The organism is Caenispirillum salinarum AK4, from assembly GCF_000315795.1.
Lineage (GTDB): Bacteria > Pseudomonadota > Alphaproteobacteria > Rhodospirillales > Rhodospirillaceae > Caenispirillum > Caenispirillum salinarum.
On the sequence record NZ_ANHY01000006.1, the window covers coordinates 165,598 to 191,893 of the forward strand.

Annotated in this window: 24 protein-coding genes; 18 read left to right on the top strand and 6 right to left on the bottom strand. The window is 67.3% G+C overall.

The annotated features are described in order from the left end of the window. Positions 1 to 47: 47 nt before the first annotated feature. Together epmA and C882_RS07185 are read left to right on the top strand one after the other, a co-directional pair. Complete coding sequence (gene epmA / locus C882_RS07180; protein ID WP_009539913.1) at positions 48 to 1,082, top strand: EF-P lysine aminoacylase EpmA; 1,035 nt, start codon at positions 48 to 50, stop codon at positions 1,080 to 1,082. 123 nt (positions 1,083 to 1,205) lie between these two features. Continuing rightward, on the top strand, positions 1,206 to 2,720 hold the full coding sequence (locus tag C882_RS07185) for a catalase (RefSeq protein WP_009539914.1): 1,515 nt from the start codon (positions 1,206 to 1,208) through the stop codon (positions 2,718 to 2,720). A gap of 103 nt (positions 2,721 to 2,823) precedes the next feature. On the opposite strand, the gene C882_RS07190 is transcribed toward C882_RS07185, so the two are convergent. The 4 genes from C882_RS07190 to doeB form a co-directional block, all read right to left on the bottom strand. Further along, positions 2,824 to 4,239, bottom strand: coding sequence for an aminotransferase (locus C882_RS07190; RefSeq protein ID WP_009539915.1), 1,416 nt, complete (start codon positions 4,237 to 4,239; stop codon positions 2,824 to 2,826). A gap of 51 nt (positions 4,240 to 4,290) precedes the next feature. After that, positions 4,291 to 5,814 carry an NAD-dependent succinate-semialdehyde dehydrogenase gene (locus tag C882_RS07195; protein WP_009539916.1) on the bottom strand — a complete coding sequence of 508 codons (1,524 nt, stop codon included), beginning with the start codon at positions 5,812 to 5,814 and terminating at the stop codon, positions 4,291 to 4,293. A gap of 401 nt (positions 5,815 to 6,215) precedes the next feature. Continuing rightward, complete coding sequence (locus tag C882_RS07200; RefSeq protein WP_009539917.1) at positions 6,216 to 6,695, bottom strand: Lrp/AsnC family transcriptional regulator; 480 nt, start codon at positions 6,693 to 6,695, stop codon at positions 6,216 to 6,218. A 9-nt stretch (positions 6,696 to 6,704) separates the two neighbouring features. Beyond that, on the bottom strand, positions 6,705 to 7,760 hold the full coding sequence (gene doeB, locus C882_RS07205) for a N(2)-acetyl-L-2,4-diaminobutanoate deacetylase DoeB (protein ID WP_009539918.1): 1,056 nt from the start codon (positions 7,758 to 7,760) through the stop codon (positions 6,705 to 6,707). Positions 7,761 to 7,904: 144 nt separating this feature from the next. On the opposite strand from doeB, the gene ehuR reads away from it, so the two are divergent. The 4 genes from ehuR (at position 7,905) to C882_RS07225 (ending at position 12,694) form a co-directional block, all read left to right on the top strand. Further along, entirely contained in the window at positions 7,905 to 9,284 is a 1,380-nt protein-coding gene (gene ehuR / locus C882_RS07210) for a MocR-like ectoine utilization transcription factor EhuR (protein ID WP_052000032.1), read from the top strand. Positions 9,285 to 9,465: 181 nt separating this feature from the next. Continuing rightward, on the top strand, positions 9,466 to 10,500 hold the full coding sequence (gene eutB / locus C882_RS07215) for a hydroxyectoine utilization dehydratase EutB (RefSeq protein ID WP_009539920.1): 1,035 nt from the start codon (positions 9,466 to 9,468) through the stop codon (positions 10,498 to 10,500). Further along, positions 10,500 to 11,486 carry a cyclodeaminase gene (locus C882_RS07220; protein WP_009539921.1) on the top strand — a complete coding sequence of 329 codons (987 nt, stop codon included), beginning with the start codon at positions 10,500 to 10,502 and terminating at the stop codon, positions 11,484 to 11,486. Before eutB ends, C882_RS07220 begins: the two co-directional genes overlap by 1 nt. Continuing rightward, positions 11,483 to 12,694 carry a M24 family metallopeptidase gene (locus C882_RS07225; protein WP_009539922.1) on the top strand — a complete coding sequence of 404 codons (1,212 nt, stop codon included), beginning with the start codon at positions 11,483 to 11,485 and terminating at the stop codon, positions 12,692 to 12,694. The genes C882_RS07220 and C882_RS07225 overlap by 4 nt, the downstream gene beginning before the upstream one ends. Before the next feature lie 102 nt (positions 12,695 to 12,796). Here C882_RS07225 and C882_RS07230 read toward each other — a convergent pair whose 3' ends face one another. After that, on the bottom strand, positions 12,797 to 13,369 hold the full coding sequence (locus tag C882_RS07230; RefSeq protein WP_009539923.1) for a LabA-like NYN domain-containing protein: 573 nt from the start codon (positions 13,367 to 13,369) through the stop codon (positions 12,797 to 12,799). A gap of 215 nt (positions 13,370 to 13,584) precedes the next feature. Here C882_RS07230 and folK point away from each other — a divergent pair, with 215 nt between their 5' ends. The 12 genes from folK (at position 13,585) to C882_RS07290 (ending at position 24,825) form a co-directional block, all read left to right on the top strand. Further along, positions 13,585 to 14,097, top strand: coding sequence for a 2-amino-4-hydroxy-6-hydroxymethyldihydropteridine diphosphokinase (gene folK, locus C882_RS07235; RefSeq protein ID WP_009539924.1), 513 nt, complete (start codon positions 13,585 to 13,587; stop codon positions 14,095 to 14,097). A gap of 91 nt (positions 14,098 to 14,188) precedes the next feature. Next, on the top strand, positions 14,189 to 14,650 hold the full coding sequence (gene rpoZ, locus C882_RS07240; RefSeq protein WP_009539925.1) for a DNA-directed RNA polymerase subunit omega: 462 nt from the start codon (positions 14,189 to 14,191) through the stop codon (positions 14,648 to 14,650). Positions 14,651 to 14,737: 87 nt separating this feature from the next. Next, complete coding sequence (locus tag C882_RS07245; RefSeq protein ID WP_009539926.1) at positions 14,738 to 16,915, top strand: RelA/SpoT family protein; 2,178 nt, start codon at positions 14,738 to 14,740, stop codon at positions 16,913 to 16,915. Positions 16,916 to 17,057: 142 nt separating this feature from the next. Further along, positions 17,058 to 17,729, top strand: coding sequence for a DUF2062 domain-containing protein (locus C882_RS07250; protein WP_009539927.1), 672 nt, complete (start codon positions 17,058 to 17,060; stop codon positions 17,727 to 17,729). Continuing rightward, positions 17,726 to 18,469, top strand: coding sequence for a pyridoxine 5'-phosphate synthase (locus tag C882_RS07255; protein WP_009539928.1), 744 nt, complete (start codon positions 17,726 to 17,728; stop codon positions 18,467 to 18,469). Before C882_RS07250 ends, C882_RS07255 begins: the two co-directional genes overlap by 4 nt. Before the next feature lie 42 nt (positions 18,470 to 18,511). Next, positions 18,512 to 18,931, top strand: a complete 420-nt coding sequence (acpS, locus tag C882_RS07260; RefSeq protein ID WP_043644103.1) for a holo-ACP synthase — start codon at positions 18,512 to 18,514, stop codon at positions 18,929 to 18,931. A 125-nt stretch (positions 18,932 to 19,056) separates the two neighbouring features. Further along, the gene (gene lepB / locus C882_RS07265) at positions 19,057 to 19,797 is read left to right on the top strand and encodes a signal peptidase I (RefSeq protein ID WP_009539930.1); all 741 of its coding nucleotides are present in this window, start codon (positions 19,057 to 19,059) and stop codon (positions 19,795 to 19,797) included. A 17-nt stretch (positions 19,798 to 19,814) separates the two neighbouring features. Further along, a complete protein-coding gene (gene rnc, locus C882_RS07270) occupies positions 19,815 to 20,504 on the top strand; it encodes a ribonuclease III (RefSeq protein ID WP_009539931.1) in 690 nt (229 codons plus the stop codon). 2 nt (positions 20,505 to 20,506) lie between these two features. Beyond that, a complete protein-coding gene (gene era, locus C882_RS07275; RefSeq protein ID WP_083875727.1) occupies positions 20,507 to 21,469 on the top strand; it encodes a GTPase Era in 963 nt (320 codons plus the stop codon). A 23-nt stretch (positions 21,470 to 21,492) separates the two neighbouring features. Further along, positions 21,493 to 21,690 carry a hypothetical protein gene (locus C882_RS07280; RefSeq protein ID WP_009539933.1) on the top strand — a complete coding sequence of 66 codons (198 nt, stop codon included), beginning with the start codon at positions 21,493 to 21,495 and terminating at the stop codon, positions 21,688 to 21,690. A gap of 7 nt (positions 21,691 to 21,697) precedes the next feature. Next, a complete protein-coding gene (gene recO, locus C882_RS07285; RefSeq protein ID WP_009539934.1) occupies positions 21,698 to 22,417 on the top strand; it encodes a DNA repair protein RecO in 720 nt (239 codons plus the stop codon). Positions 22,418 to 22,503: 86 nt separating this feature from the next. Next, positions 22,504 to 24,825, top strand: coding sequence for a DNA topoisomerase IV subunit A (locus C882_RS07290; RefSeq protein WP_009539935.1), 2,322 nt, complete (start codon positions 22,504 to 22,506; stop codon positions 24,823 to 24,825). A gap of 79 nt (positions 24,826 to 24,904) precedes the next feature. Here C882_RS07290 and C882_RS07295 read toward each other — a convergent pair whose 3' ends face one another. Beyond that, positions 24,905 to 26,110: an ABC transporter substrate-binding protein gene (locus C882_RS07295; protein ID WP_009539936.1), complete on the bottom strand. Its 1,206-nt coding sequence runs from the start codon at positions 26,108 to 26,110 to the stop codon at positions 24,905 to 24,907. Positions 26,111 to 26,296: the final 186 nt, after the last annotated feature.

Consider the following 26,296-nt stretch of genomic DNA (forward strand, 5'->3'; position numbering starts at 1 on the left):
CCAAGGCGCCGCTCGGCGCCTTCGAAAGCCCTTGAGAGACGCCGCCCATGACCCGCTCCCCCTCCGGCCGCCGCTGGTGGCATCCCGACGCCCTGGCGGATCGTCTGCCGCACTTGCGCACCCGTGCCCGGGTCGTCGCCACCCTGCGGCGCTATTTCGACAGCCACGGCTTTCTCGAGGTGGAGACGCCGGCGCTGCAGGTGAGCCCGGGGCTGGAGCCGCACTTGAAGGCTTTCGAGACCACGCTGCATGACGCGCTGGGCGGTCCCGACGCACGGCTCTACCTGCACACCAGCCCCGAGTTCGCCATGAAGAAGCTTCTGGCGGGCGGGCTGCCGCGCATCTACCAGATGGCGAAGGTGTGGCGGAACGAGAACCGTTCGCCCACTCACAGCCCGGAATTCACCATGGTGGAATGGTACCGGGCCGGGGAGGGGCTTTCGGCCCTGATGGACGATTGCGACCGCATCCTGTGGGAAACCGGCGTCTCGCCGCGGCCCGCCGAGCGCCTGTCGGTGGAGGATGCCTTCATCCGCTGGTGCGGTTTCAGCGTGCTGGACACGATCGCCGATCCCGAGGCCCTGGACCCCGACCCCTCGGCCATCAAGGCGCAGGCTGCCCGGCTCGGCCATGACGCGCGGGAGGGGGACCGCTGGGACGACGTCTTTTTCCGCCTGCTGCTGGAGCACATCGAGCCCCACCTGGGCACCGAGGGGCGGCCCGCGATCCTGCACAGCTATCCCGCCTGCATGGCCGCCCTGTCGCGCCGCAACCCGGACGACCGGCGCGTCGCGGAACGCTTCGAGCTGTACGTCAACGGCCTTGAACTGGCCAACGCCTTCGCCGAACTCACCGACCTGGCGGAGCAGCGGAAGCGCTTCGAGCACGACATGGACCTGAAGGAGGCGCTTTACGGCGAGCGCTACCCGCTGGACGAGGACTTCCTGGCGGCCCTGGAATACGGCCTGCCGGACTGCACGGGCATCGCACTTGGGCTGGACCGGCTGGTGATGCTGGCGGCGGGTGCGGACGACATCGCCGACGTGCTGTGGGCACCGGTGGAGACCGGATCAAGCGGCTGAACCGATCAAAAAGCCGCTTTCTTTCAATGAACCTGCAAGCGGCGGATCATCGTTATCCTTTCGCGTAGGGGGCTGGCGCTTCGGCATCCGCTTTCCGTCTCCTCCCGGCGAAAGGGAAACCGAATGGCCGAACGTCCGAAACTGACCACCACGGCAGGCGCGCCTGTGGGCGACAACCAGCACGCCTTGACGGCCGGGCCGCGCGGCCCGCTGCTCCTGCAGGATTACCAGCTTGTCGAAAAGCTGGCCCACCAGAACCGCGAGCGCATTCCCGAGCGCGTGGTCCACGCCAAGGGCTGGGGCGCCTTCGGCACGTTCACGGTGACCAACGACATCAGCAAGTACACCAACGCCCGGATCTTTTCCGAGGTCGGCAAGAAGACCGACCTGCTGGCGCGCTTCTCCACGGTGGCCGGCGAGCAGGGCGCGGCCGACGCCGAGCGCGACGTGCGCGGCTTTTCGGTGAAGTTCTACACGGAAGAGGGCAACTGGGACCTGGTGGGCAACAACACGCCCATCTTCTTCGTGCGCGATCCCTACAAGTTCCCGGACTTCATCCGCACCCAGAAGCGCCACCCGCGGACCAATCTTCGCAGCCCGACGGCGCAGTGGGACTTCTGGTCGCTGTGCCCCGAAAGCATCCACCAGATCACCATCCTGATGTCCGACCGTGGCCTGCCGCAGGGCCCGCAGTACATGAACGGCTACGGCAGCCACACCTTCAGCTTCTGGAATGATGCCGGGGAGCGGTACTGGGTGAAGTTCCACTTCAAGACCCGGCAGGGCCACAAGCACTACACCAACGCGGAAGCTCAGGACCTGATCGGCAAGACCCGCGAGAGCTATCAGGAGGAACTCTACGGCGCGATCGACCGCGGCGACTATCCCAAGTGGACGCTTTACGTCCAGGTCATGCCCGAAGAAGAGGCGGAGAACACGCCGTACAACCCCTTCGACCTCACAAAGGTCTGGCCGCACAAGGACTACCCGCTGATCGAAGTCGGCGAAATGGAGCTGAATCGCAACCCAGACAACTACTTCGCCGAGATCGAGCAGGCGGCCTTCAGCCCGTCGAACGTGGTGCGCGGCATCAGCTTTTCACCGGACAAGATGCTGCAGGCGCGCATCTTCTCCTATGCCGACGCCCACCGGTATCGCCTGGGCGGCCACTATGAGGCCCTGCCGGTCAACCAGCCCAAGTGCCCGGTGGCCCACTACCACAAGGACGGCCTGCTGCGGTTCTTCGCCGACAACAATCCGCCGGACGCCTACTACGAGCCCAACTCCTTCGGCGGCCCGGCGGAAGACCCCAAGTACCTGGAGCCGCCGCTGCGCATTTCGGGCGATGCGCGGCGCTACGTCCAGCACGAACTGGAAGATGACTTCAGCCAGGCCCGTGCCCTGTTCGAGATGTTCGACGACGGCCAGAAACAGCGTCTTTTCAACAACGTCGCCGAAGCCATTCACGGCGTCCCTGAAGAAATCTTCGAGCGTCAGATGAACCACTTCGAGGCCGTCAGCCCCGACTACGCCAAGGGCGTGCGCGCGGCCGTGGAGGCGCTGCCGGCAAAGGACGAGAAAATGAAGACCCAGATGGACATGGACCGCATGGCCGTCCACCCCAAGCAGGGCGGCTGAGGCTCCGCCCAACGGCGCGACGATAAAGACCCCGCCGAGGCGCTGCGACCTGCCTCGGCGGGGTTTCCTGGTGCCCGATCCCCTTCGGACGGGAATGTCGGGATCAGGCGACCGTCAGCACGTTCTCGCGGACCAGCTCGTCGGTGACGGCGTCCACGGCACCCTTGGCGCGGGCCACCACCTCGTCCACCTCGTCCCGGGTGATGGACAGCGGCGGGGCGAAGCCCAGGATGTCGCCGTGGGGCATGGCGCGGGCGATCAGCTTGCGCTCCATGCAGGCGGCCGACATGCGCGCGCCGACCTTCAGGTTGGCGTCCAGGCGTTCCTTGCGGCCCTTGTGGGCGACGAACTCCAGCGCGCCCAGCAGGCCGACGCCGCGCACCTCGCCCACCAGCGGGTGATCCTGGAACACCGCCTTCATGCGCTCCTGGAAGTAGGCGCCGGTGTCGCGGGCGTTGCCGGTCAGGTCCTCGCGCTCGATGATGTCCAGGTTCGCCAAGGCCGCCGCCGCGCCGCAGGGATGGGCGGAGTAGGTGTAGCCGTGGGCGAAGGGACCGTGGGTGTCGGACGCCCCTTCCAGCACCTTCCACACCTTCTCGCCGACGATGGCGCCGGACAGCGGCTGATAGGCGCTGGTCAGGCCCTTGGCGACGGTGATGAGGTCGGGCTTCATGCCGTAGAGGTGGCTGCCGAAGGGCATGCCGGTCCGGCCGAAACCGCACACCACCTCGTCGGCGATGAGCAGGACGTCGTACTTATCCAGCACCGCCTGGATCTTCTCCCAGTAGGTGGCCGGCGGCGGCACGATGCCGCCCGTGCCCAGCACCGGCTCGCCGATGAAGGCGGCGACCGTCTCCGGCCCTTCTTCCAGGATCATGCGCTCCAGGTCCTCGGCGCACCGGGTGGCGAAGTCCTCCTCGCTCTCGCCGGCCTCCGCGCCCCAGTAGTAATGCGGCGTGGTGGTGTGCCGGATGGGGCTGACGGGCAGGTCGAAGGCGTGGTGGAAGACCGGCAGGCCGGTCATGCTGCCCGACACCACCGACCCGCCGTGATAGCCGCGCTGGCGGGCGATGATCTTCTTCTTTTCAGGGCGTCCCTGCACGTTGTTGTAGTACCACACGAGCTTCGCCTGGGTTTCGTTGGCGTCCGACCCGCTCATGCCGTAATAGATGCGCTGCATGTTGTTGGGCGCCATCTCCAGGATGCGCTGGGACAGCAGCACGGTCGGCTCGTTGGTGTTGCCGGCATAGGCGTGGTAGTAGGCCAGCCGGCTCGCCTGGTCGTAGATGGCCTTGGCGATCTCCTCGCGGCCGTACCCGACGTTGACGCAGTAGAGGCCCGCGAAGCCGTCGATGATCTCGTTGCCCTTGCTGTCGGTGATGGTGATGCCGGAACCGCAGGTCACCACCCGCGACGGGGCCTTGCCCGACGCGTAGTCCTTCAGATGGGTGAACGGATGGATGACGGAGTTGCGGTCGATCGCCTCCAGGTCCAGGTTGGGCACGGCCGAGTGGGTCATAGGGTCACCTGTTAATGACAGAGTTTGGAAATAGGGTGGTGTATCAGCGGCTTATTCGGCCGCGATGGCGTCCGGCTCCAGGTCGTCGTCGATCGACCCGATGCAGGTGTACTTCAGTTCGGTGTAGTCCTCCAGCCCGTGGACGGAGCCCTCGCGCCCCAGGCCCGACTGCTTGTAGCCGCCGAAGGGGATGGACGCACCGGTGAAGCTGGGCGTGTTCAGGCCGACCATGCCGTACTCCAGCGCCTCGGACACCCGCATGGCGCGGCCGATGTCGCGGGTATAGAGGTAGGCGGCCAGGCCGAAGTCGCTGTCGTTGGCCTTGGCGATCACCTCCGCCTCGCGGGAGAAGGACAGGATGGGCGCGACCGGGCCGAAGGTTTCCTCGCGGTAGATCTTCATGTCCGGGGTCACGCCGATCAGCACGGTCGGCTCGTAGAACGTGCCGCCCAGGTCGCTGCGCTTGCCGCCGCAGAGCAGCTTGGCCCCCTTGGCGACGGCGTCGGCGACGTGTTCCTCGCACTTCTGGACCGCGCTTTCCGACATCAGCGGGCCGAGTTCAACGCCCTCTTCCATGCCGGGGCCCATCTTCATGGCCTTGGTCATTTCGGTGAAGTGATGGGCGAAGGCGTCGTGGATGCGCTCGTGCACATAAATCCGGTTGGCCGCCAGGCAGTCCTGGCCGGTGGTGGCGAACTTGGCCCCCAGCGCGCCCTTGGCGGCGGCCATGACGTTGACGTCGTCGAAGGCGATGAACGGCGCGTGGCCGCCCAGTTCCATGGAGACCTTCTTCACCGTCGCCGCCGACTGGGCGATCAGCTTGCGCCCGACTTCCGTGGAGCCGGTGAAGCTGACCTTGCGGACGACGGGGCTGTCGGTCAGGGCCGTCGCGATGGCCTTGGGCTCGCCGGTGACGACCTGGAACACGCCGCCGGGCACGCCGGCGCGGCGACCAAGCTCGGCCAGGGCCAGGGCGGAGTAGGGGGTTTCCGTCGCCGGGCGCACGATCATCGGGCAGCCGGCAGCCAGCGCCGCACCGGCCTTGCGGGTGATCATGGCGGACGGAAAGTTCCACGGCGTGATGGCGGCGGTCACGCCCACCGGCTCGCGGGTCACGAATACGCGGGAGTTGGGCTTGTGCGAGGGCATGGTCTCGCCGTTCATGCGCACGGCCTCTTCCGCGTACCAGTCGAAGAAGGACATGGCGTAGTCGATCTCGCCGCGCGCCTCCGACAGCGGCTTGCCCTGCTCGCAGGTCATGATGATCGCCAGGTCTTCCTTGTGCTCGCGCATCAGGCGGGCCCACTCGCGCAGGATGGCGGCGCGCTCCTTGGCGAGCATGGCGCGCCATGCCGGATAGGCGGCGGCCGCGGCGGCGATGGCGCGGGCCGTCTCGCGGCCGGTCATGTCGGGGACCGTGCCGATGACCTTGCCGTCGGCCGGGTCGGTGACCTCGACCACATGGGCGTCGTCGGCATCCTGCCAGCGGCCTTCCAGCCAGGCCTGCTGGCGCAGCAGGGCGGCGTCGCGGATGGGCAGGACGGGCATGCCGGTGTGGGGAGCCGAGTACGTCATGGGCCGAACCTCCTGGGCCTGGGCTGAACTCTATGCTCACACTCTGCCAGGGGTGGCGCCGTGGGTGTTTTCGAAGTTGGCCGATGATGCCGACGGAAATGCGGCCGCGACCGGATCAAGCCGAGAGATTTTCGGGATCAATATCGGGATTGTGCCCATACGGTGGGCGGGAATTGGGCGGTTTATGATTTTTCTTTAGCATTTACAGCGTCTTAATCTATGCCTTGGAATGAGGCAGCTGTTGTCGAGGTGATGGGTTGCCGACGTGGTGCGGGGCCCCTGCTTCCGCAGGAGCGACAGGTTAATTTTTCTAAGAAACTGTTCTAGAAGGAAAAATTCCCGTCATTCCCGCGAAGTCGGGAACCCACACCCGCCGCTCCACCGAAAAACCTTCGGCACCGTCACTCCCGCGCCAGCAGGTCGCGCACCGGATATTCCAGGCTGCGCTTGACCGGCTTGGTGACAATGTAGGTGAAGTAGCGGTCGATCCCGATATCGGCCTCCAGCAGGGCGTCGATCTCCTCCTGATAGTGGGCGATGTCGGTGGCGACCATTTTCAGGATGTAGTCGACGCCGCCGCCGATGGCATAGCATTCAAGCACTTCCGGCACGGCGTTGATGTGCTGCTCGAAACGCTCGAAATCCACGCGCCGATGGGTCTTGAGCGTCACCTCGACGAAAATGAAGCTCGCCCGCATCAGTTTCCGCAGGTCCACGTCGGCGTGGTAGCCGGTAATCAGCCCCTGTTGCTCCAGCCGGCGCATGCGTTCGAAGCAGGCCGACGGAGACAGGTTTACCGCTTCCGCAAGCTTCAGTTTGGTGATGCGGCCGTCCGTCTGGAGGGCGCAAAGGATTTTCAGGTCAAGCGAATCCAGCTTCATGCGGCAAGCCTACCGATCGACGGCGATCACCGCCAGACAGTCGCCGCGCTGGATCAAACCCGGCACGTGGCGGCAATAGAGAATGCCGTCGCGCCTGGCGTGATAGACGGCCGGTTCGGTCCCCGTGACCTCGAACTGGTGGATGGCGCCGATGGGCTGGCCGGCCTTCACGGGCTCGCCCAGGTCCACCAGCGGCTCATAAAGGCCCGTGTGGCGGCCGACCACGAAGCAGTCGCCGTCGGGCGTGCCCATGATGCGGGTTTCGGTGACCCCCGCCGGCGGATCGTCGGGTTCCGCCGTCGGCTTCATCAGGCCGAAGTGCTGGAGCATGTTGCGCACGCCCCGATCGGCGACGGCGACGGTGGAGGCGGTGGCCGTGCCCTTGCCGCCCAGTTCCGTGGAGATGAACACCTTGCCCATGTCCTCCACCACCGTGTCCAGCATCCCCTCGCTGTCCAGTTCCTTGAGAACCAGGCCGAGCGGCGCGCCGAAGGCCTTCAGGGCGGCCAGGGACTTTTCCATCATGACCGGGTCGGGCAGGTCGTGGATGACGGCCGACGGCACGAAGTCCAGCGTCTTTCCGCCCGCGTGAATGTCCACCACCACGTCGGCCTCGGGCAGGATGCGGCTGGCGATGAAATGGCAGATCATCTGCGTCACCGATCCGTCGCGCCGGCCGGGGAAGGCGCGGTTCATGTTCACGCCATCGATGGGGGAAACCCGCTTCGCCGCCCGCACCGCCGGCAGGTTCATGACCGGCAGGATGATGACGCGCCCCGAGATTTCTTCGGCCGTCAGGCGGTTGGCGAGCTTGAGCAGGCTGATCGGGCCCTCATACTCGTCGCCGTGGTTGCCGCCGGTGAACACAATGGTCGGCCCCGGCCCGCCATTGATGACGGTCACAGGCACCATGATGGAGCCCCAGGCGCTGTCGTCGCGGCTGTGGGGAACGGTCAGCGCGCCATGCTGTTTCCCCGGCGCGGAGAGGTCCACGTCGCAGGACACGCGGGACGGCTTCTCGGCGTCCGTGGCGGGACCGGCGGCCGGACGATCGGTGTGCGACATGAACGGGCTCCCTTGTTGCATGGCCCGAGCGCGCGGCTCATTGAACCATGACATTTGATGCAGATGTCTTTACAGTGGGCGCTCCACCCGCCGGAAGGCTAGCGCGCCCATCCGATTCCCGACAAGAACAGAGTGTAGATTGCCATGACAAGCTGGACCCCCTCCCTGAAAGGCCGGAGCGGTCCCACCTACGTGGCCCTGGCGAACGCCATCGCCGACGCGGTGGAGAGCGGTGACCTGACACCCGGGGAACGCCTGCCGGCGCGCCGAGATCTCGCCCACGCGCTGAAGGTGTCGGTCAACACGGTCTCCAGCGCCTATCAGGAGGCCGAGCGCCGCGGCTACGTGCAGGGAGAAGTCGGGCGTGGGACCTTCGTGCGGCGGCGGACGGAGGAAACCTTTACATACGGCCATCCGGCCGGGCTCATTGACCTGTCCATCTGCCGCCCGGCCGTCATCCCGGACCAGATGACGGCCATCCGGGATGTCATCCGCGCGGCGGCGGAGGAGCCGGACCTGGCGTCCATGCTGGCGTGCCGCCCCATCATCGGCCTGACGGAGCACCGCATTTCCGCCTCGCGCTGGCTGTACCGGCTGGGAATGCCGGCCGACCCCAACGACATCGTCATCACCAACGGCTGTTCGCACGGCATGTTCGTGGCACTGTCGGCGGTGGTGGAGCCCGAGGACACGGTGGTCACCGACAGCCTGACCGACCACGGCATCATCGCCCTGTCCAGCCTGTTGAAATTCAACCTGAAACCGCTGGCGACGGACGACGAGGGCATCACGCCCGAGGCCTTCGCGGCGGCCGCCGCCAAGGGCAGCGTCAAGGCGCTGGTGACGACACCGACGCTCAACAACCCGTCCTGCACCATCATGTCGGCGGAGCGGCGCGAGCAGATCGCCGCCATTGCCGCCGAACACGACATCGCCATCATCGAGGACGACGTGTTCAGCCCCCTGGTGGAGGACAGCCCGCCGCCGCTGTCGTCGTTCAATCCCGACAACAGCTACTACGTCACCAGCCTGACCAAGTGCACCGTGCCGGGCCTGCGGGTGGGCTATCTGGTGGGACCCAGCCGCAACACGCAGCGCCTGGTTGCGCGGGTGCGGACCACGTCGTGGATGGCGACGCCGTTGGCGGCTGACCTGGCGTCGCGCTGGATCGACGACGGGACCATTGACGAAATCGTCGCAGGTCAACGTCGCGAATTGGCAGCGCGACAGGCGATCGCCGCGTCGTATCTAGAGGACTTTGAAACGAAAAGCCATCCGGCGGGTCCCAATGTCTGGCTCATGCTGCCGGGCGAATGGCGGGCGGAAGGCTTCGTGCGGCACGCCTTTCAACGCGGCGTAGTGATCACACCGCCCGAGCCTTTCATCGTCGGACGATCCGCCGCACCCCATGCGGTGCGGCTGTCGGTGGGGTCGGTGGAGACACGGGCCGACCTCGAACAGGCGCTGGAAATCCTTCGGGAAGACTTGTCCCAGCGCCCGGAGCCGGCCTTCATGGACGTCTGACGGCGCCCCGCGCGGCGCCTTGGCCTCGCGGACAATGGTGTGCGGTCGCAGTGTGGCGGAAATGCCGAGTGTGTGACCGATTCATTGCACGGTATCAATTCCGCGATTGACATGATCTGGACCTGTCAGTGATGGTTTCGGGAAGAGCTTTGATGCCACCCGGATGCCGACAGGAGCAGGCATGGCTGGTACCGCCGATACCCTCAAGACCATGGACGCCGCCGTGATCGGTGCCGCTCGGGCGCGGATCGCGCCGCTGGTGCGCCGTACGCCGCAGGTTCCGTCGCCGGGTCTGGGGGCGATTGCGGGCGTGCCCGTCGACCTGAAGCTGGAGCAGCTGCAGGACAGCGGGGCCTTCAAGCTGCGGGGCGCGTCGAACCTGCTCGCCACGCTGCCGCGCGACTCGTTGGCGAAGGGTGTCGTCGCCGTCTCCACCGGCAACCACGGCCGCGCCGTGGCCCTGGCCGCCCGCCGCATGGGCGTGCGCGCCGTCGTCTGCATGTCGTCGCTGGTGCCGTCCAACAAGGTGGACGCCATTCGGGCGTTGGGTGCCGAAATCCGCATCGTCGGCCGCAGCCAGGACGAGGCGGACGAGGAAGCGCGCCGCCTGGTGGCCGAGGAGGGCATGGCCTATGCCGCGCCTTTCGACGACCCGGCCATCATCGCAGGGCAGGGCACCATCGGCCTGGAAGTGCTGGAGGACGCGCCCGACGTGGCCGCCGTACTGGTGCCGCTGTCCGGCGGCGGTCTTTTCGCCGGCGTAGCCCTGGCCATCAAGGCACAGCGCCCGGACGTCAAGCTCATCGGCATATCCATGGAGCGGGGCGCGGCCATGCACGCCAGCCTCGCCGCCGGCCGCCCGGTCGCCGTGGAGGAACTGCCGACACTGGCCGACTCGCTGGGCGGCGGCATCGGGCTCTCCAACCGCCACAGCTTCGCGCTGACCCGCGATCTGATCGACGACGTGATCCTGCTGACCGAAGCGGAGATCGCAGCCGGCATGCGCTGGCTCTACCGCCAGGAACAACTGGTGGCCGAAGGCGCCGCCGCCGTGGGTGCCGCCGCGATCCTGGCCGGCGAGACCGGCCGCCTGCCGGGCCGCACGGTGGCGTTGGTCACTGGCCGCAACGTCGACATGGACACCTTCACCCGCATCGTCTCCGCCCCTACGGTCGAGGCGGCGGTGCAGGGCTCGCGGATCATGGAGGCCGCGTGATGCCGACCACCATGACCATCCTGACCGAAGCCGATCTGCGCCAGTGCGTACCGCTGGACCTGACGGCGGTGGACGTGGTCGCCGACGGCTTCAAGGCGCTGGCGGGCGAGGGCGTGCAGATGCCGCCCATCCTGTCCATGGCCATCCCGCAGAACAACGGCGAGGTGGACGTCAAGACGGCCTACGTGCCCGGCTTCGACGCCTTCGCCATGAAGGTCAGCCCCGGCTTCTTCGACAACCCGAAGATCGGGCTGCCCAGCCTCAACGGCCTGATGGTGCTGCTGAGCGCGCGCACGGGGCTGGTGGAGGCCCTGATGCTGGACAACGGCTACCTGACCGCCGTGCGCACCGCTGCGGCCGGGGCCGTCGCCGCCCGCACCCTGGCCCGCAAGGGGCCGCTGAAGGCGGGCGTGCTGGGTGCCGGCGAGCAGGCGCGCCTTCAGATCGAGGCGCTGGCCCTGGTGCGCGACCTGGCGGAGGTGTCCGTCTGGGCGCGGGACACCGCCAAGGCCGAGGCCTATGCCGAGGAGATGTCGGGCAAGCTGGGCGTGCGGTTTCGCACGGCGGCCACGCCCGAGCATGTGGTACGAGACAGTGACGTCGTCGTGACCACCACGCCGTCCCGAGAGCCCCTGATCCGCGCCGAGTGGCTGCATCCGGGGCTGCATATCACCGCCATGGGGTCCGATGCGTCGGAAAAGAACGAACTGGAGCCGGCCGTGCTGACGCGCGCCGATCTGTTTGTCACCGACCGGACCGCGCAGTGCGCCCTTCTGGGGGAACTGCACCACGCGATCTCCGCCGGCCTGGATGTACCAGCCGTGGAGCTTGGGGTTCTCGTCCGTGAAGAAGGCGAGGCCCGACCATCCGAGGAAGCGGTCACCGTTTGCGACCTGACGGGGACCGGGGTCCAGGACACTGTTATCGCCAACCATGCATATGCCGCCGCCAAGAAGGCCGGCCTCGGACGGGAGTTTCACGCATGAATCCGATGATCCTGCACGATCGTGCCCCGCCTCTCGCGCGGCCGTTCTCCCAGGAGGAATACGACCGCCGCGTCTCCGCCGTGAAGTACCGCATGGCGACGGAAGGCGTCGACGTCCTGCTGGTCGCCGACCCGGCCAACATGAACTACCTGACCGGCTATGACGGCTGGTCCTTCTATGTGCCCCAGGCGGTGCTGGTGGCGCTGGAGCATCCGACGCCGATCTGGATCGGGCGCGGCATGGATGCCTCGGCGGCGCGCATGACCACCTTCCTGGCCGACGACGACATCATCGGCTACCCGGACCACTACGTGCAGCAGCGCCACATCCACCCCATGCACTACGTCGGCGAGATCGTCTCCGGCCGCGGCTGGGGCACGCTGACCATCGGCGTGGAGATGGACGCCTACTTCTTCTCGGCCATGGCGTGGGAAAGCCTGAAGTCGGCCCTGCCCAACGCGCGCTTCAAGGACGCCGCGAAGATGGTCAACTGGGTCCGGGCCGTGAAGTCCGAGACCGAGATCGCGCTCATCCGTCGCGCCGGCCGCATCGTGGAGCGCGTCATGGACGTCGCCATGGAAGCGATCGTCCCCGGCCGCCGCCAGTGCGACGCCGTGGCCGACATCGTCCACGCCCAGACCTGCGGCACCACCGAGTTCGGCGGCGACTATACCTCCATCGTGCCCATGCTGCCGTCGGGCCCCGGCACCGCGACGCCGCACCTGACCTGGAGCGACGAGGTCTTCAAAGAAGGCGAGGCGACCATCATCGAGTTGGCCGGCGCCCACCGCCGCTACCACAGTCCGATGGCGCGCACCCTGTTCCTGGGCGATCCGCCGCAGAAGCTGGTGGACACCGCCGCCATCGTGGTGGAAGGCCTGGAAGCCGCGCTTGACGCCGCCCGCCCCGGCGCGACCTGCGAGGAGGTGGAGGAAGCCTGGCGCATGTCCACGCGCAAGCACGGCCTGGTCAAGGAAAGCCGCATCGGCTACTCCACCGGCTGCGCCTATCCGCCGGACTGGGGCGAGCACACCATGAGCCTGCGCCCGGGCGACACCACCGTGCTGCAGCCCAACATGGTCTTCCACATGATCCCCGGCATCTGGATGGACGACTGGGGCATCGAGATCAGCGAGACCTTCGTGGTCACGCCCCAGGGCGGGGCGCCCATCGCCAACGTGCGGCGCGGCCTGTTCGTGAAGGGCTGACGCCGGACCGAAGACCGCATCCCGTCCGATGCATGCGTCAAGGCCGACCGGATCGCTCCGGTCGGCCTCTTTCTTGTCTGCGGGGCTTGCTGCGGCGGCGGGCTACTCGTCGCCCTGCTGCGGTGCCTGCGGCTGCTGGCGGTGCGGCACCACGCGGCTGATGGAGGGCTCCAGGTCCAGCAGTTCCACGAAGTTGTCGGCCTGGCGGCGCAACTCGTCGGCCACCATGGGCGGCTGGGAGCGCACGGTGGAGACGACCGTCACCCGCACGCCCTTGCGCTGCACGGCCTCGACCAGTCGGCGGAAATCACCGTCGCCGGAAAACAGGACGATGTGGTCGACATGCTCGGCCATCTCCATGACGTCGATGGCGAGTTCAATGTCCATGTTGCCCTTGATCTTGCGCCGGCCGGTGGCGTCGGTGAACTCCTTGGTCGGTTTGGTGACCATGGTGTAGCCGTTGTAGTCGAGCCAGTCCACCAGCGGGCGGATGGGCGAGTATTCCTGATCCTCCACCAGCGCAGTGTAATAGAACGCGCGGATCAGGCGGCCCTTGGCGGCGAACAACTCCAGCAGGCGTTTGTAATCGATGTCGAAGCCCAGCGACCGGGCAGCGGCATAGAGGTTCGAGCCGTCAATGAAGAGCGATATGCGTTCCGACGGGTAAAAGATCATTGGTCATTATCCTTGTCCAAAAAATGTGTCTGCCCGGTGACCCGTGCGATGGGGTCCGCGAAATATCGGCGGCTTTGAAATAGGGTCCGACGATAATGCGGGTGCGGACCTCGGGCCTCGCCTTCGACGAAACCCTGGGTTAAGGGTAAGGGCCCAGGCGCGCGCGCGCAAGCGAGCCCTGGCTCCGACACACTACGCATGAAGGAGGCGTCCCGTTGAAGCCAGACGGCCCGGTTCTGATCGCCCTGGGCGCCAACCTTCCCAGCCGCCTCGGCGGCCCGCGCGAGACGCTGGCGGCGGCACTGGACGACCTTGCGGCGCGCGGGGTGCGGACCGTCGCACGCTCGCGCTGGTACCGGACGCCGCCCTGGCCGCCGTCGGACCAGCCGTGGTACGTCAACGGCGTCGCGCGCGTGGTAACGGATCTGGACCCGGCGGCGCTTCTGGCCGTATTGCATGCCGTGGAGCACGACCTCGGCCGCGCCCGCACGGTGCCCAATGCGCCCCGGCCGGTGGATCTGGACCTGATCGCCCACGGCGCCCACGTCATGGAGGGCAACATCACTGTGCCGCATCCGCGCATGCAGGACCGGGCCTTCGTTCTGCTGCCCCTGCGCGATGTGGCGCCCGACTGGGTGGACCCGCGCTCGGGCCGGCCGGCGGACGACCTGATTGCCGCGTTGCCGTCCGATGACGTCGCCGCCTGCGAGGTGATGGAGGAGCCCTGAACACCCGGAATAGCCTTGCTTTCTCCGGGGCGGACTCATATATAGTCTGCTTCCCTTTCGTTGTTTCGTCTCGTATTTTCTGGAGTGCTCGATGGCCCGCGTTACCGTCGAAGATTGTGTCGATAAGGTCTCCAACCGCTTCGAACTGGTGCTGGTCGCCGCCCAGCGGTCGCGAGACGTGTCCGCCGGTGCGCCGCTGACCGTCGACCGCGACAACGACAAGAACCCTGTCGTCGCTCTGCGCGAGATCGCCGAGGAAACCGTCGCCGTCCCCGACCTGAGGGAAGGCGTCATCAACGGCCTGCAGCGCCATGTCGACGAGGACGAGCTGGAGGAAGAGGCGTTCGAGCAGCTGGAGGGCCGCCAGCTTTCCAGCGAACTGGGCGATGCCAGCCCGGCTGAGGAAGTCGACGCCGACGCGCTGACCACCCAGGAGGAAAGCTCGACCCTCGACGAGGAAGCCGACGCCCTGTCGGCAGAGGACATGGGCGTGGCCCAGGCGACCGACGACACCGAAGGCACCGCCACCGACGAGGGCCAGGAGGAACTCTAAGAGGGTTCCGGAGGACGTCATGGCGCGCGCGGCCGATTTCTTCCAGAGGGCGGCGGCCGCCGCCCGCCGGGCGGAGGGCCTTGCGCCATGATGCGCCAGTTCGAACTGGTGGAGCGGGTCGCGTCCTACGATCCGCAGGCGGACGAGGACGCGCTGAACCGCGCCTACGTCTTCGCCATGAAGATGCACGGCTCGCAATTGCGGGCCTCCGGCGACCCCTACTTCTCGCACCCCGTGGAGGTCGCCGGCATCCTGACGGACTACCGTCTCGACTGTGCCTCGATCATCACGGCGCTTCTGCACGACACCATCGAGGATACCCCGGCGACGCTGGAAGAGATCGAGAAGCTCTTCGGCAAGCAGGTTGCCCGGCTGGTGGATGGCGTCACCAAGCTGACCCGCATTGAACTGACGAGCGACAGCGCCAAGCAGGCGGAAAACTTCCGCAAGCTGCTGCTGGCCATGTCCGAGGATATCCGCGTCCTGCTGGTCAAGCTGGCCGACCGCATGCACAACATGCGGACGCTGCACTTCATCAAGAAGCCCGAGAAGCGCCAGCGCATCGCGGCCGAGACGATGGAAATCTACGCGCCGCTGGCCGAGCGCATCGGCATGGACGCCTGGAAGATGGAACTGGAGGACCGCGCGTTCGCGGAACTCCACCCGGACGCGCGCGAGTCCATCATGACCCGCCTCCAGTACCTGCGGGAGCAGGGCGGCGGGCTGGTCGACAGCATTCTTGCCGAACTGAAGCGGGTGCTGGCCGAGTCCGGCGTCGAGGTGGAACTGTCAGGCCGCGAGAAGTCGCCGTTCAGCATCTACAAGAAGATGCAGATGAAGGACGTCGCGTTCGAGCAACTGTCCGACATCATGGCCTTCCGCGTCATCGTGCCGAGCGTCGAGGACTGCTACCGGGCGCTGGGCGTCATCCACGGCGCCTATCCGATGGTGCCGGGGCGGTTCAAGGACTATATCTCGACGCCCAAGCCCAACGGCTACCAGTCCCTGCACACGGGCATTATCGGCCCCGAAAAGCACCGCATCGAGGTGCAGATCCGCACCAAGGCCATGCACGAGATCGCCGAGCTGGGCGTCGCGGCGCACTGGTCCTACAAGCAGGGCGCGCCCAACGTGGAAGGGCGGCAGTACCGCTGGCTGCGCGAGCTTCTGGAAATCCTGGAACACGCCAGCGGCCCCGAGGAATTCCTGGAACACACCAAGCTCGAGATGTTCCAGGACCAGGTCTTCTGCTTCACGCCCAAGGGCGACCTGATCGCGCTGCCCTCCGGGGCGTGCCCGGTGGACTTCGCCTATGCCGTCCACACCCAGGTGGGCGACACCTGCGTTGGATCGAAGGTCAATGGCCGCATGGTGCCGCTGCGGACCGTGCTGCACAACGGCGACCAGGTGGAGATCATCACATCGAAGGCGCAGACGCCGTCGCCGGAGTGGGAACGCTTCGTCGCCACAGGCAAGGCGCGCGCCCGCATCCGCCGCTTCATCCGCAGCGCCGCCCGGGCGCAGTATGTGGAGCTGGGCCGGCAGCTGCTGCAGCGGACCTTCAAGCATGAAGGCTACGACCTGACCGAAAAGGGCCTCGACGGCGTCCTCAAGCGCTTCAAGGCCGATTCGGTCGAGGATCTTTACGCCATCGTGGGCGAGGGCACCCACACCGCCCAGGAGGTGCTGGGCGCCGTCTACCCCGGCGTGAAGACCTCGCGCATTGAAAACGTGGTGCAGTTCTTCCGGCGCAAGCGGGCCGGCGGCGCGGCCGGCGACCGCAAGGTGGACGGCCAGCGCACGGCCATGGGCCCGGGCGCGGTCGAGATCAAGGGCCTGATCCCCGGCATGGCGGTGCACTATGCCCGCTGCTGCCATCCGCTGCCGGGCGACCGCATTGTCGGTATCGTCACCACCGGGCGGGGCGTGACCATCCACACCATCGACTGCGACCAGCTGGAACAGTTTTCCGACGAGCCCGAGCGCTGGCTGGACCTGGCGTGGGAGGGTGACAGCGGCGCCCGCACGCACATCGGCCGGGTGAAGATGGTCGTTGCCAACGAGCCGGGGACGCTGGGCACCCTGTCGACGGTGATCGCCAAGAACCTTGGCAACATCACGAACCTCAAAATCCTCAACCGCACCACTGATTTCTTCGACATGCTCATGGACATCGAGGTGCGCGACGTGAAACACCTCACCAACATCATCGCTGCCCTGCGCGCCAACGCGGCGGTGAACACGGTGGAGCGGGCGCGCCAGTAAGGCCGTTGCCGATGCGCTGCGGGGGGATTAGGGTCGGTCCGCGGGCTGGACCGGTGCCGGTCGCCGCACAATATCGGAAGCATCGAAACCTCACCCGGCGGGCCTTTCCGGCACGCCTCCGTTCAGGACCTCTCACCCCGCGATGTTCAAGCGCCGTGTCCCAAAGACGTTTTCCGTCAAGGTACGGGACTTCGTATGGCCGCGCCCGGGCTGGCGAAGGCTGGGGCGGCTGTATGCGCTGAAGCTCTATCGCCTGCAGGGCACGGCGGGCACCATTGCGGCGGGATTTGGCTGCGGCGCGGCGGTGTCGTTCCTGCCGCTGGTGGGCTTTCACTTCCTGGCGGGGGCGGCGCTGGCATGGGCGCTGCGGGCCAATGTTCTGGCATCGGCCATCGGCACGATCATCGGCAACCCCTGGACCTTTCCCTTTATCTGGATCCTGAGCTGGCACACCGGCACCTTCCTGCTGGGACAGGAGACCCAGTCGGCCCACGCGCTGGATTTCGGCGCCGTCTTCGCCGCGCTGTGGGAAGGCGTCATCACCACCGACGCCAAGATGCTGGCGGAAAACGTCTGGCCGGTGTGGTGGCCCATGCTCGTCGGGTCGCTGCCCTGGGCGCTGACGGCCTGGGCGGCCTGTTATTTCCCGCTGAAGCGGCTCCTGACATCCTATGACCGTATCCGCACCATGCGGCGCCTGGAGCGCCTGGCCGCGCTGACGCAGACCGGCACCGGCACCACGGGCGGCGAGGGCACCGGCACGGCCGGGCCCGGCAAACCCGCAACCGCGCAAGCCTCGGAGGGCAAGAAGTGACCAACGGCATTCGCCTCGGCGTCAACATCGACCACGTCGCGACCGTGCGCAACGCGCGCGGCGGCCGGCATCCCGACCCTGTGCGGGCCGCCCAGGTGGCGACCGAGGCCGGCGCCGACGGCATTACCGCGCACCTGCGCGAGGACCGCCGCCACATCCGCGACGACGACATCGAGCGGCTGATGGAGACGCTGACCCTGCCGCTCAACTTCGAGATGGCGGCGACTGCGGAAATGGTCGGCATAGCGCTGCGCCACAAGCCGCACGCCTGCTGTCTTGTGCCGGAAAAGCGCGAGGAGCGCACCACCGAAGGCGGCCTGGACGCCGCCGGCGGGTTCGAACACCTCAAGCCTATCGTCCACGACCTGGGGGCGGCGGGCATCCGCGTGTCGCTGTTCATCGAGGCGGATGCGCGCCAGCTCAAGGCGGCCGCCGACCTGGGCGCGCCGGTGGTGGAGCTGCACACGGGCTCCTACTGCGACGCCGAGAGCGAGACCGAGCGCGCGCGGGAGCTGGAGCGCATCATCACCGCCGCCGCCGAGGCGGAAAGCCTGGGCCTGGAATGCCACGCAGGCCACGGGCTGACCTACGCCACCGTCAAGCCCATCGCGGCCATTCCCACCATCGCCGAGCTGAACATCGGCCACTTCCTGGTGGGCGAGGCCATCTTCGGTGGCCTGCCCGAGGCGATCCGCGGCATGCGGGCGTTGATGGACGAGGCGCGCGCCGGCGTGCTGTAGACCGTTCAACGCCTGCGACCACAGAGGAGACCCGCCGCCGTGATGATCCTGGGCCTGGGCAACGACCTGATCGACATCCGCCGCATCGAGAAGACACTGGACCGTTTCGGCGATCGCTTCATTCAGCGCATCTACACCGAGACGGAAATCGCCAAGGCGGAACGCCGGCGCGGGGCGGGCAAGCAGTATCCCGGCACCTACGCCAAACGCTACGCGGCCAAGGAGGCCGCGTCGAAGGCGCTGGGCACCGGCTTCCGGCGGGGGGTCTACTGGCGCGACCTGGGGGTGGCGAATCTGCCCAGCGGCCAGCCGACCATTGTCATGACCGGCGGCGCGCTGGAGCGCCTGAAGGAGATGACGCCTCCGGGCATGGAAGCGCGGATCAACTTGACCTTGACCGACGAATATCCTATCGCCGAGGCCATGGTCATCATCACCGCCGTGCCCGCCGGCAGTGCCTGACGAAAGCGCGGCCCGAGCCGGATGAACCGCCGCCTTGACTTGTGACGCGCGGGCTGGCTTGATCCTTGCGGCCTGCCGCGCGTCGTTCGGCGGGATTTTCTTGTTTATCAATAGGGTGAGAGCGCTTGTTTAACGACAAAAAGAAGTCGGGCGGCTTCGGCGAGACGGTCCGCACGATCATCTACGCCGTGCTCATCGCCGTGGTGGTGCGCACGGTGGCGTTCGAGCCCTTCAACATTCCGTCCGGATCGATGATCCCGTCGCTGCTGATCGGCGACTACCTGTTCGTCTCCAAGTATTCCTACGGCTACTCGCGCCACAGCTTCCCCTTCGGCCTGCCGCCGTTCGAGGGCCGGGTGCTGGAGGACCCGCCGGAGCGGGGCGACGTGGCGGTCTTCAAGTATCCCCGCGACGACCGCACCGACTACATCAAGCGCGTCATCGGCCTGCCCGGCGACACGGTCCAGATGAAGGCCGGCCGCCTGTACCTCAACGGCGAGGTGGTTCCGCGCGAACAGGTCGAGGACTACATCTTCCGGGACGTTCACGGCAACACGCACCGCTTCAAGCAGTACATCGAGACGTTGCCCGGCGGCACGCAGCACCGCATCATCGAGGCCAGCGAAACCAGCATGTCCGATGACACGCGGCTGTACACGGTGCCCGACGGGCACTATTTCATGATGGGCGACAACCGCGACAACTCCGCCGACAGCCGCGCCGACGTGGGCTTCGTGCCGCTGGAGAACTTCGTGGGGCGCGCCGAATTCCTGTTCTTCTCCACCGACGGCACCGCCCGCCTGTGGGAAGTTTGGAAGTGGCCGTCCGCGATCCGCTGGTCGCGCTTCTTCGATTCCGTTGACTGAGGTTCCACGTAGCCGGCATGACCGCCACAGTTCCCGCTGATCGGGCCCGCCTTGAGAAGGGCCTGGGCCACCATTTCAAGAACCCCCACCTGCTGGCCGAGGCCTTGGCCCATCGCAGCGCCGGCGGGCCGTTTCCCGTGGGCTACGAGCGCCTGGAGTTCCTGGGCGACCGGGTGCTCGGCCTCGTGGTGGCCGACATGCTGCTGTCCCGCTATCCCGAGGAGCCCGAAGGCCCGCTCGCCCGCCGTCATGCCGCCCTGGTGCGGAAGGAGGCGCTGGTGATCGTCGCCGACCGCCTCGACCTGGGAGCCCATGTCCAGCTGTCGCGCGGCGAGGAGGAAGCGGGGTCGCGCAACTCCGCCAGCCTCAAGGCCGACGTCTGCGAGGCCGTCATCGGCGCGCTGTACCTGGATGGCGGTCTGGAGGCGGCGCGCCGCTTTCTGCTCAAGGCGCTGACCGACCTCATGGAAGCCGATGTCCGCCCGCCCAAGGACGCCAAGACCGCGCTGCAGGAATGGGCCCAGGGCCAGGGCAAGCCGTTGCCGGCTTATGAGACGGTGGAGACCACCGGGCCGGCCCATGATCCCCGTTTCGTCGTTGCCGTCACGGTCCAGGGCATCGCGCCCGCCACCGGCACCGGGACTTCCAAGCGCAAGGCGGAGCAGATGGCCGCCGAGACGCTGCTCGCCAACGTGACAGGCCAGTGACCATGACCCCCTCCGATACGCCCGAGACCAACGACAACGAGCCTGTGCCGGAGGGCGCCGCCGAGGGGGCGAAGCCCACCCGCGCCGGCTTCATCGCCGTGCTGGGCGCGCCCAACGCCGGCAAGTCGACCCTGGTCAACACCATCATCGGCACCAAGGTCAGCATCGTATCGCCCAAGGTGCAGACGACGCGCTCCATCGTGCGCGGCATCGCCATGGAAGGGCAGTCGCAGCTGATCTTCGTGGACACGCCGGGCATCTTCAAGCCCAACCGCCGCATGGAGCGCGCCATGGTGTCCGCCGCCTGGACGGGTGCGGCGGATGCCGACATGGTCATGCTGCTGGTGGACGCCCGCCGCGGCTTTTCCGAGGACGTCAAGGCCATCATCGACGGCCTGCTGGAGGCCAAGCGAAAGGCCGTGCTGGTCATCAACAAGGTCGATACCGTCGCCCGCCCGTCGCTGCTCGACCTCTCGGCGGACCTGTTCGACACGGGCGCGTTCTCCGACGTGTTCATGATTTCGGCGCTGAAGGGCGATGGCGTGCGCGACCTGGTGGACTACCTGGCTGCGCGGATGCCGGAAGGCCCTTGGCTGTTCCCCGAGGACGAGGTGTCGGACCTGCCGCAGCGCCTGCTGGCGGCCGAGATCACGCGCGAGAAGCTGTTCCTGAACCTGCACCAGGAGCTGCCCTACAGCGTTTCCATCGAAACCGAGGCGTGGGAGGAGCGCAAGGACGGCAGCGTGCGCATCGACCAGATCATCTACGTCATGCGCGACAGCCAGCGCTCCATCGTGCTCGGCAAGCAGGGCGCCCAGATCAAGCGTATCGGCGCGGCCGCGCGAACCGAACTGGAGGAGCTGCTGGAACGCCGCGTGCACCTGTTCCTGCACGTCAAGGTCGCCGAGGACTGGCACGAGCGGCGCGACCACTACATGGCTTGGGGCCTGGACTTCGACGCCTGAACAGGCAGGGGAGACTAGACGCCATGTCGCTGGCGCTGGGCATGATGGTTCTGGGACTGGGCGTGGTGCTTCTGGGCACCATGATAACCCTCCGCGATCGCCGCGCCCGGCGGGGCGCGACGCGAACGGCCGCCCAGGTCAACGCCGATGCCCTCCTGCTCGGATTCGGCGTTTCGGCCATGGTCCTGGGCCTGGGCGCGGTCGCCATCGGCGTGCTGTAGGCCTCTCATGGACTGGCGGGACGAAGGCATCGTGCTGGCGGCCCGCCGCCATGGCGAGACCAGTGCCGTCGTCCACATCCTCACCCGCGCGCATGGCCGCCACGGCGGCCTGGTGCGCGGGGCATCGGGCAAGGCGGCGCGCGGGCTCTGGCAGCCGGGCAACCTGCTGGACGTCACCTGGCGCGGCCGGCTTGAAGAACACCTGGGCCAGTTCACCGGCGAGCTTCTGGATGCCCGCGTCGCCGGGCTGCTGGGCGATCGCGACCGGCTGGCCTGCCTGGCGTCGGTCTGTGCCCTGGCCGAGAACGCCCTGCCCGAGCGCGAGCCTCATCCCCTGCTGTTCGAGGGCCTGCGCCTGCTCATCGGTGCCCTGGCCCGCGATGACGAATGGGCTCCGCTGACGGTACGATGGGAGGCGGCGCTGATCGCCGAACTCGGCTACGGCCTGGATCTGTCCGAATGCGCGGCGACCGGGGCGACAGAGGGGCTGGAATGGGTCAGCCCGCGCACCGGACGGGCGGTTTCGGACGAGGCGGGGGCTCCCTACGCCGACCGCCTGCTGCCTCTGCCGGGTTTCCTCATCGACGCCGAGGCGCCGACGGATCGGCCGGCGGTGGTGGCGGGGTTGCGGCTGACAGGATTCTTCCTAGAGCGGCGGCTGTTTCCCGCGCTGGGGCGGCCGGTTCCGCCGCAGCGGGCACGATTTCTTGACCGCATGACCGGTTGATCCCCTATATTTCGATCCACCGAAGGGCGTAGGCTCAGGCTCCCGCCGCCCCGTGCACGCAGAAGGCAGAGAAGCGCACCCACACGATGACGACGAAACCCGCCAAACCCGAGGACATCCGCCCCGCGCCGCTGGCCGATGCGCTGAGCGAGCGTTACCTGGCTTACGCGCTGTCGACCATCGTGTCGCGGTCGCTGCCCGACGTGCGTGACGGCTTGAAGCCGGTGCACCGCCGGCTGCTGTACGCCATGCGCACGCTGCGGCTGGACCCGGGGCAGGGCTTCAAGAAGTGCGCCCGCGTGGTCGGCGACGTCATCGGTAAATACCACCCGCACGGCGACACGGCCGTCTACGACGCCATGGTGCGCCTGGCGCAGGAATTCGCCGTGCGCTACCCGCTGGTGGAAGGCCAGGGCAACTTCGGCAACATCGACGGCGACAACGCCGCCGCCATGCGATACACGGAAGCCCGCCTGACGGAAGTCGCCATGGCTTTGATGGAGGGCCTGGACGAGAACGCGGTGGACTTCCGCGGCACCTACGACGGCGAGGAGCACGAGCCCGTCGTCCTGCCGGCGGCCTTCCCCAACCTGCTGGCCAACGGGTCCTCGGGCATCGCGGTGGGCATGGCGACCAACATCCCGCCCCACAACGCCGGCGAGTTGTGCGACGCGCTGCTGCACCTCATCAAGAAAGCCCGGAAGCGCGACGTGTCGGGAGCCCCGCTTGACGATGCCGCTCGCGCGGAGGGACCAACGCGGGAATACGAGCTTGGCGTCGGCGTCGAGAGCGGCGACCTGCTGCAATACGTCCAGGGCCCGGACTTCCCGACCGGCGGCGTTCTGGTGGAAACCGCCGATGCGGTGCGCGAGGCCTATGCCACAGGACGCGGCGGCTTCCGCCTGCGAGCCAAGTGGGAGGTGGAGAAGCTTTCCCACGGCCTCTGGCACATCGTCATCACGGAAATTCCCTACCAGGTTCAGAAGTCCAAGCTGATCGAGCGCATCGCCGACCTGCTCAACGCCAAGAAGCTGCCCATCCTGGGCGACGTGCGCGACGAGTCGGCCGAAGACGTGCGCGTCGTGCTGGAGCCGCGCTCGCGCACCGTCGATCCCGACGTGCTGATGGAGCATCTGTTCAAGCAGACCGACCTGGAAATCCGCTTTGGCCTGAACATGAACGTGCTGGACGCCGACGGCGTGCCCCGCGTCATGTCGCTGAAGGAAGTGTTGCAGGCCTTCCTGGACCATCGGCACGAAGTTCTGATCCGCCGTTCCGAACACCGGCTGGGCAAGATCAACCACCGGCTGGAGGTCCTGCAGGGCTACATCATCGCCTTCCTGAACCTGGACGAGGTGATCCGCATCATCCGCGAGGAGGACGAGCCCAAGACCGAACTGATGCGCACCTTCGAGCTGACCGACGTCCAGGCCGAGGCGATCCTCAACATGCGCCTGCGGTCCTTGCGCAAGCTTGAGGAAATGGAGCTGAAGCGCGAGCACGACCAGCTGTCGGAGGAGAAGGAGGGCATCGAGGCCCTGCTGGGCGACGAGGGCCTGCGCTGGAAGACCATCGCCGGGCAGATCCGCGACACGAAGAAGAAGTTCGGCCAGTCCACCGAACTGGGCCGCCGCCGCACCGAGATCGGCGAGGCGCCCTCGGCCGTCGTGGTGCCGCTGGAAGCCCTGGTGGAGCGCGAGCCCATCACGGTCATCCTGTCGGAAAAGGGCTGGATCAGGGCGGTGAAGGGCCATGTGGACGTGGGCGCCGACAACGGCCAGCGATTCAAGGAAGGTGACAGCCTGAAGCTGACCCTGCACGCCCAGACGACCGACAAGATCCTGGTCTTCGGCACCAACGGGCGCTTCTACACCATCACCGGCGACCGCCTGCCGCGCGGACGCGGCTTCGGCGAGCCCGTGCGCCTGATGGTCGACCTGCCCAACGACAGCGACATCACCGCCATGCTGGTCTACCGGCCGGACAGCAGGCTGCTGCTCGCGTCGCGCTCCGGCCGTGGCTTCATTGTGTCGGAAGACGAGGTCGTGGCGCAGACCCGCGGCGGCAAGCAGGTGCTCAACCCGGGCAAGGATGACACCGCAACCCATTGCATTCCGCTGGCGGAAGGGCAGGACAGCGTTGCCGTGGTCGGCGACAACCGCAAGCTGCTGGTGTTCGACCTGGAGGAAGTGCCGGAGATGCAGCGCGGACGGGGCGTGATCCTGCAGAAGTACAAGGACGGCGGCATGCGCGACCTGACCGTCTTCCGCGCCGAAGACGGCCTGTCGTGGAAGTGGGGCGAGAAGACCCGCACCGAAACCGACCTGACGCCCTGGCGCGGCAAGCGGGCAGGGGCCGGCAAGCTGCCGCCGTCGGGCTTCCCGCGCTCGGGACGGTTCTCGGGGTAGAGCGCTGGATCGCCCGGCATGAAAAAAGGCCCGCGGATCGCTCCGCGGGCCTTTTCCGTCAGCGTCTCGGCGGAGCCGATCAGCTCTCGGGCAGGAAGATGCGCTTGGAAACGATCTTGCCGTCCTCGACGGTCCACTCCTCGTAGGTGCCCAGCACGTCGCCGTTGACGTCGAAGTTCACCGGACCGGCGGCGCCCTGGTAGTCGATGTCCTGGCCGTTTGCGAGCAGCTTCTTGGCCTTCTCCCACTCGCCCGGCAGCACCTCCACGCCCGGGGGCGCCGAAACGTCGCGCAGAGCGTCGCGCACGGCCTTCGGATCGTTGGAGCCGGCCTTCTCGGCGGCCAGCGCCAGCAGGAAGGTGGCATCGTAGGCGCTGTCGATGTAGGGCTTCGGCGGCAGTTCGCCGAACTCGGCCTCATAGGCCTCCTTGAACAGATCCGCGCCCTTGCCGGCGGCGGCCGGGGCGGTGCCCACCGAGCCGTTCATGTAGTCGGCGCCGATGGAGTCGATGATCTCGGGCGCCTTCATGCCGTCGGACAGCACGAACTTGCTGAAGTAGCCGCCTTCCAGGGCCTGGCGGATGATGGTGATGCCGTTCTCGGGGTAGCCGATCAGCACCAGCGCGTCGGCACCGCCCTCGGCGGCGCGCTGCAGTTCACCGCGATAGGACGCCTGGCCCTTCTCGTAGGCCACCGAGCCGGCGATCTTGCCGCCCGACGCCTTGTAGGCCTCGCTGAACGCCTCGGCCAGACCGGCGCCGTAGTCGTTGTTGATGTAGACCACGCCGACGCTCTTGTGGCCCTGGGCGTTGGTGATCTCCGACAGGGCGATGCCCTGCACCGCGTCGGTCGGCACCGTGCGGAACAGGAAGTCGTTGTCGTTCAGCGTGGTGATCTCGGGGCTGGTGGACGCGCCCGAGATCTGCGGCACGCCCGCCTGCGAGGTCACGCTGGAGGCGGCCGGAATGGTCACGCCCGACGACAGCGCGCCGACGATGCCCGAAACCCCCTCGACGTTGACCAGCTTCTGCGCGGCGTCGACGCCGACCTGCGGAGTGGTCTGGGTGTCGCCGACCGCGATCTCGGCGTCACCGCCCAGCACGCCGCCCTGCTCGTTGATGTGCTTGGCGGCCAGCTTGATGCCGTTGAGCGAGGTTTCGCCGTAGGCCTGCAGGTCGCCGGTCAGCGGCACCAGGGCGCCGATCTTCATCTCGGCCATGGCCTGGCCGGCCCCCAGGGTGAGCGCAAGCGCCGAAACGGCGCCGATGGCTGCACGCTTGATCATATTTGCAAAGCCTCCGCTTGTTTGACTGCGCCAAACGATCGCCGCTGGCGCGCGAACAGTAAGAATATCAGGCGGTAAGCCGTTGGCAACCTCTTGAAACGCAGCCCGGCGGTCGGATACCGAACAGCCGTCGAACACGGGGCTTTGCGGCGCCGACGCGACCGGTTAGAGTGTGCGGCCATTCGC

What these genes read in the sequence shown, in the direction of transcription:
- C882_RS07185 (WP_009539914.1), top strand. Translation starts at nt 1,206, where the DNA reads ATGGCCGAACGTCCGAAACTGACCACCACGGCAGGCGCGCCTGTGGGC.
- C882_RS07200 (WP_009539917.1), bottom strand. Translation starts at nt 6,695, where the DNA reads ATGAAGCTGGATTCGCTTGACCTGAAAATCCTTTGCGCCCTCCAGACG.
- ehuR (WP_052000032.1), top strand. Translation starts at nt 7,905, where the DNA reads ATGACAAGCTGGACCCCCTCCCTGAAAGGCCGGAGCGGTCCCACCTAC.
- doeB (WP_009539918.1), bottom strand. Translation starts at nt 7,760, where the DNA reads ATGTCGCACACCGATCGTCCGGCCGCCGGTCCCGCCACGGACGCCGAG.
- eutB (WP_009539920.1), top strand. Translation starts at nt 9,466, where the DNA reads ATGGCTGGTACCGCCGATACCCTCAAGACCATGGACGCCGCCGTGATC.
- C882_RS07245 (WP_009539926.1), top strand. Translation starts at nt 14,738, where the DNA reads ATGATGCGCCAGTTCGAACTGGTGGAGCGGGTCGCGTCCTACGATCCG.
- C882_RS07190 (WP_009539915.1), bottom strand. Translation starts at nt 4,239, where the DNA reads ATGACCCACTCGGCCGTGCCCAACCTGGACCTGGAGGCGATCGACCGC.
- era (WP_083875727.1), top strand. Translation starts at nt 20,507, where the DNA reads ATGACCCCCTCCGATACGCCCGAGACCAACGACAACGAGCCTGTGCCG.
- C882_RS07195 (WP_009539916.1), bottom strand. Translation starts at nt 5,814, where the DNA reads ATGACGTACTCGGCTCCCCACACCGGCATGCCCGTCCTGCCCATCCGC.
- C882_RS07250 (WP_009539927.1), top strand. Translation starts at nt 17,058, where the DNA reads ATGTTCAAGCGCCGTGTCCCAAAGACGTTTTCCGTCAAGGTACGGGAC.
- C882_RS07280 (WP_009539933.1), top strand. Translation starts at nt 21,493, where the DNA reads ATGTCGCTGGCGCTGGGCATGATGGTTCTGGGACTGGGCGTGGTGCTT.
- C882_RS07225 (WP_009539922.1), top strand. Translation starts at nt 11,483, where the DNA reads ATGAATCCGATGATCCTGCACGATCGTGCCCCGCCTCTCGCGCGGCCG.
- rnc (WP_009539931.1), top strand. Translation starts at nt 19,815, where the DNA reads ATGACCGCCACAGTTCCCGCTGATCGGGCCCGCCTTGAGAAGGGCCTG.
- rpoZ (WP_009539925.1), top strand. Translation starts at nt 14,189, where the DNA reads ATGGCCCGCGTTACCGTCGAAGATTGTGTCGATAAGGTCTCCAACCGC.
- acpS (WP_043644103.1), top strand. Translation starts at nt 18,512, where the DNA reads ATGATCCTGGGCCTGGGCAACGACCTGATCGACATCCGCCGCATCGAG.
- recO (WP_009539934.1), top strand. Translation starts at nt 21,698, where the DNA reads ATGGACTGGCGGGACGAAGGCATCGTGCTGGCGGCCCGCCGCCATGGC.
- C882_RS07295 (WP_009539936.1), bottom strand. Translation starts at nt 26,110, where the DNA reads ATGATCAAGCGTGCAGCCATCGGCGCCGTTTCGGCGCTTGCGCTCACC.
- C882_RS07220 (WP_009539921.1), top strand. Translation starts at nt 10,500, where the DNA reads ATGCCGACCACCATGACCATCCTGACCGAAGCCGATCTGCGCCAGTGC.
- C882_RS07230 (WP_009539923.1), bottom strand. Translation starts at nt 13,369, where the DNA reads ATGATCTTTTACCCGTCGGAACGCATATCGCTCTTCATTGACGGCTCG.
- epmA (WP_009539913.1), top strand. Translation starts at nt 48, where the DNA reads ATGACCCGCTCCCCCTCCGGCCGCCGCTGGTGGCATCCCGACGCCCTG.
- C882_RS07290 (WP_009539935.1), top strand. Translation starts at nt 22,504, where the DNA reads ATGACGACGAAACCCGCCAAACCCGAGGACATCCGCCCCGCGCCGCTG.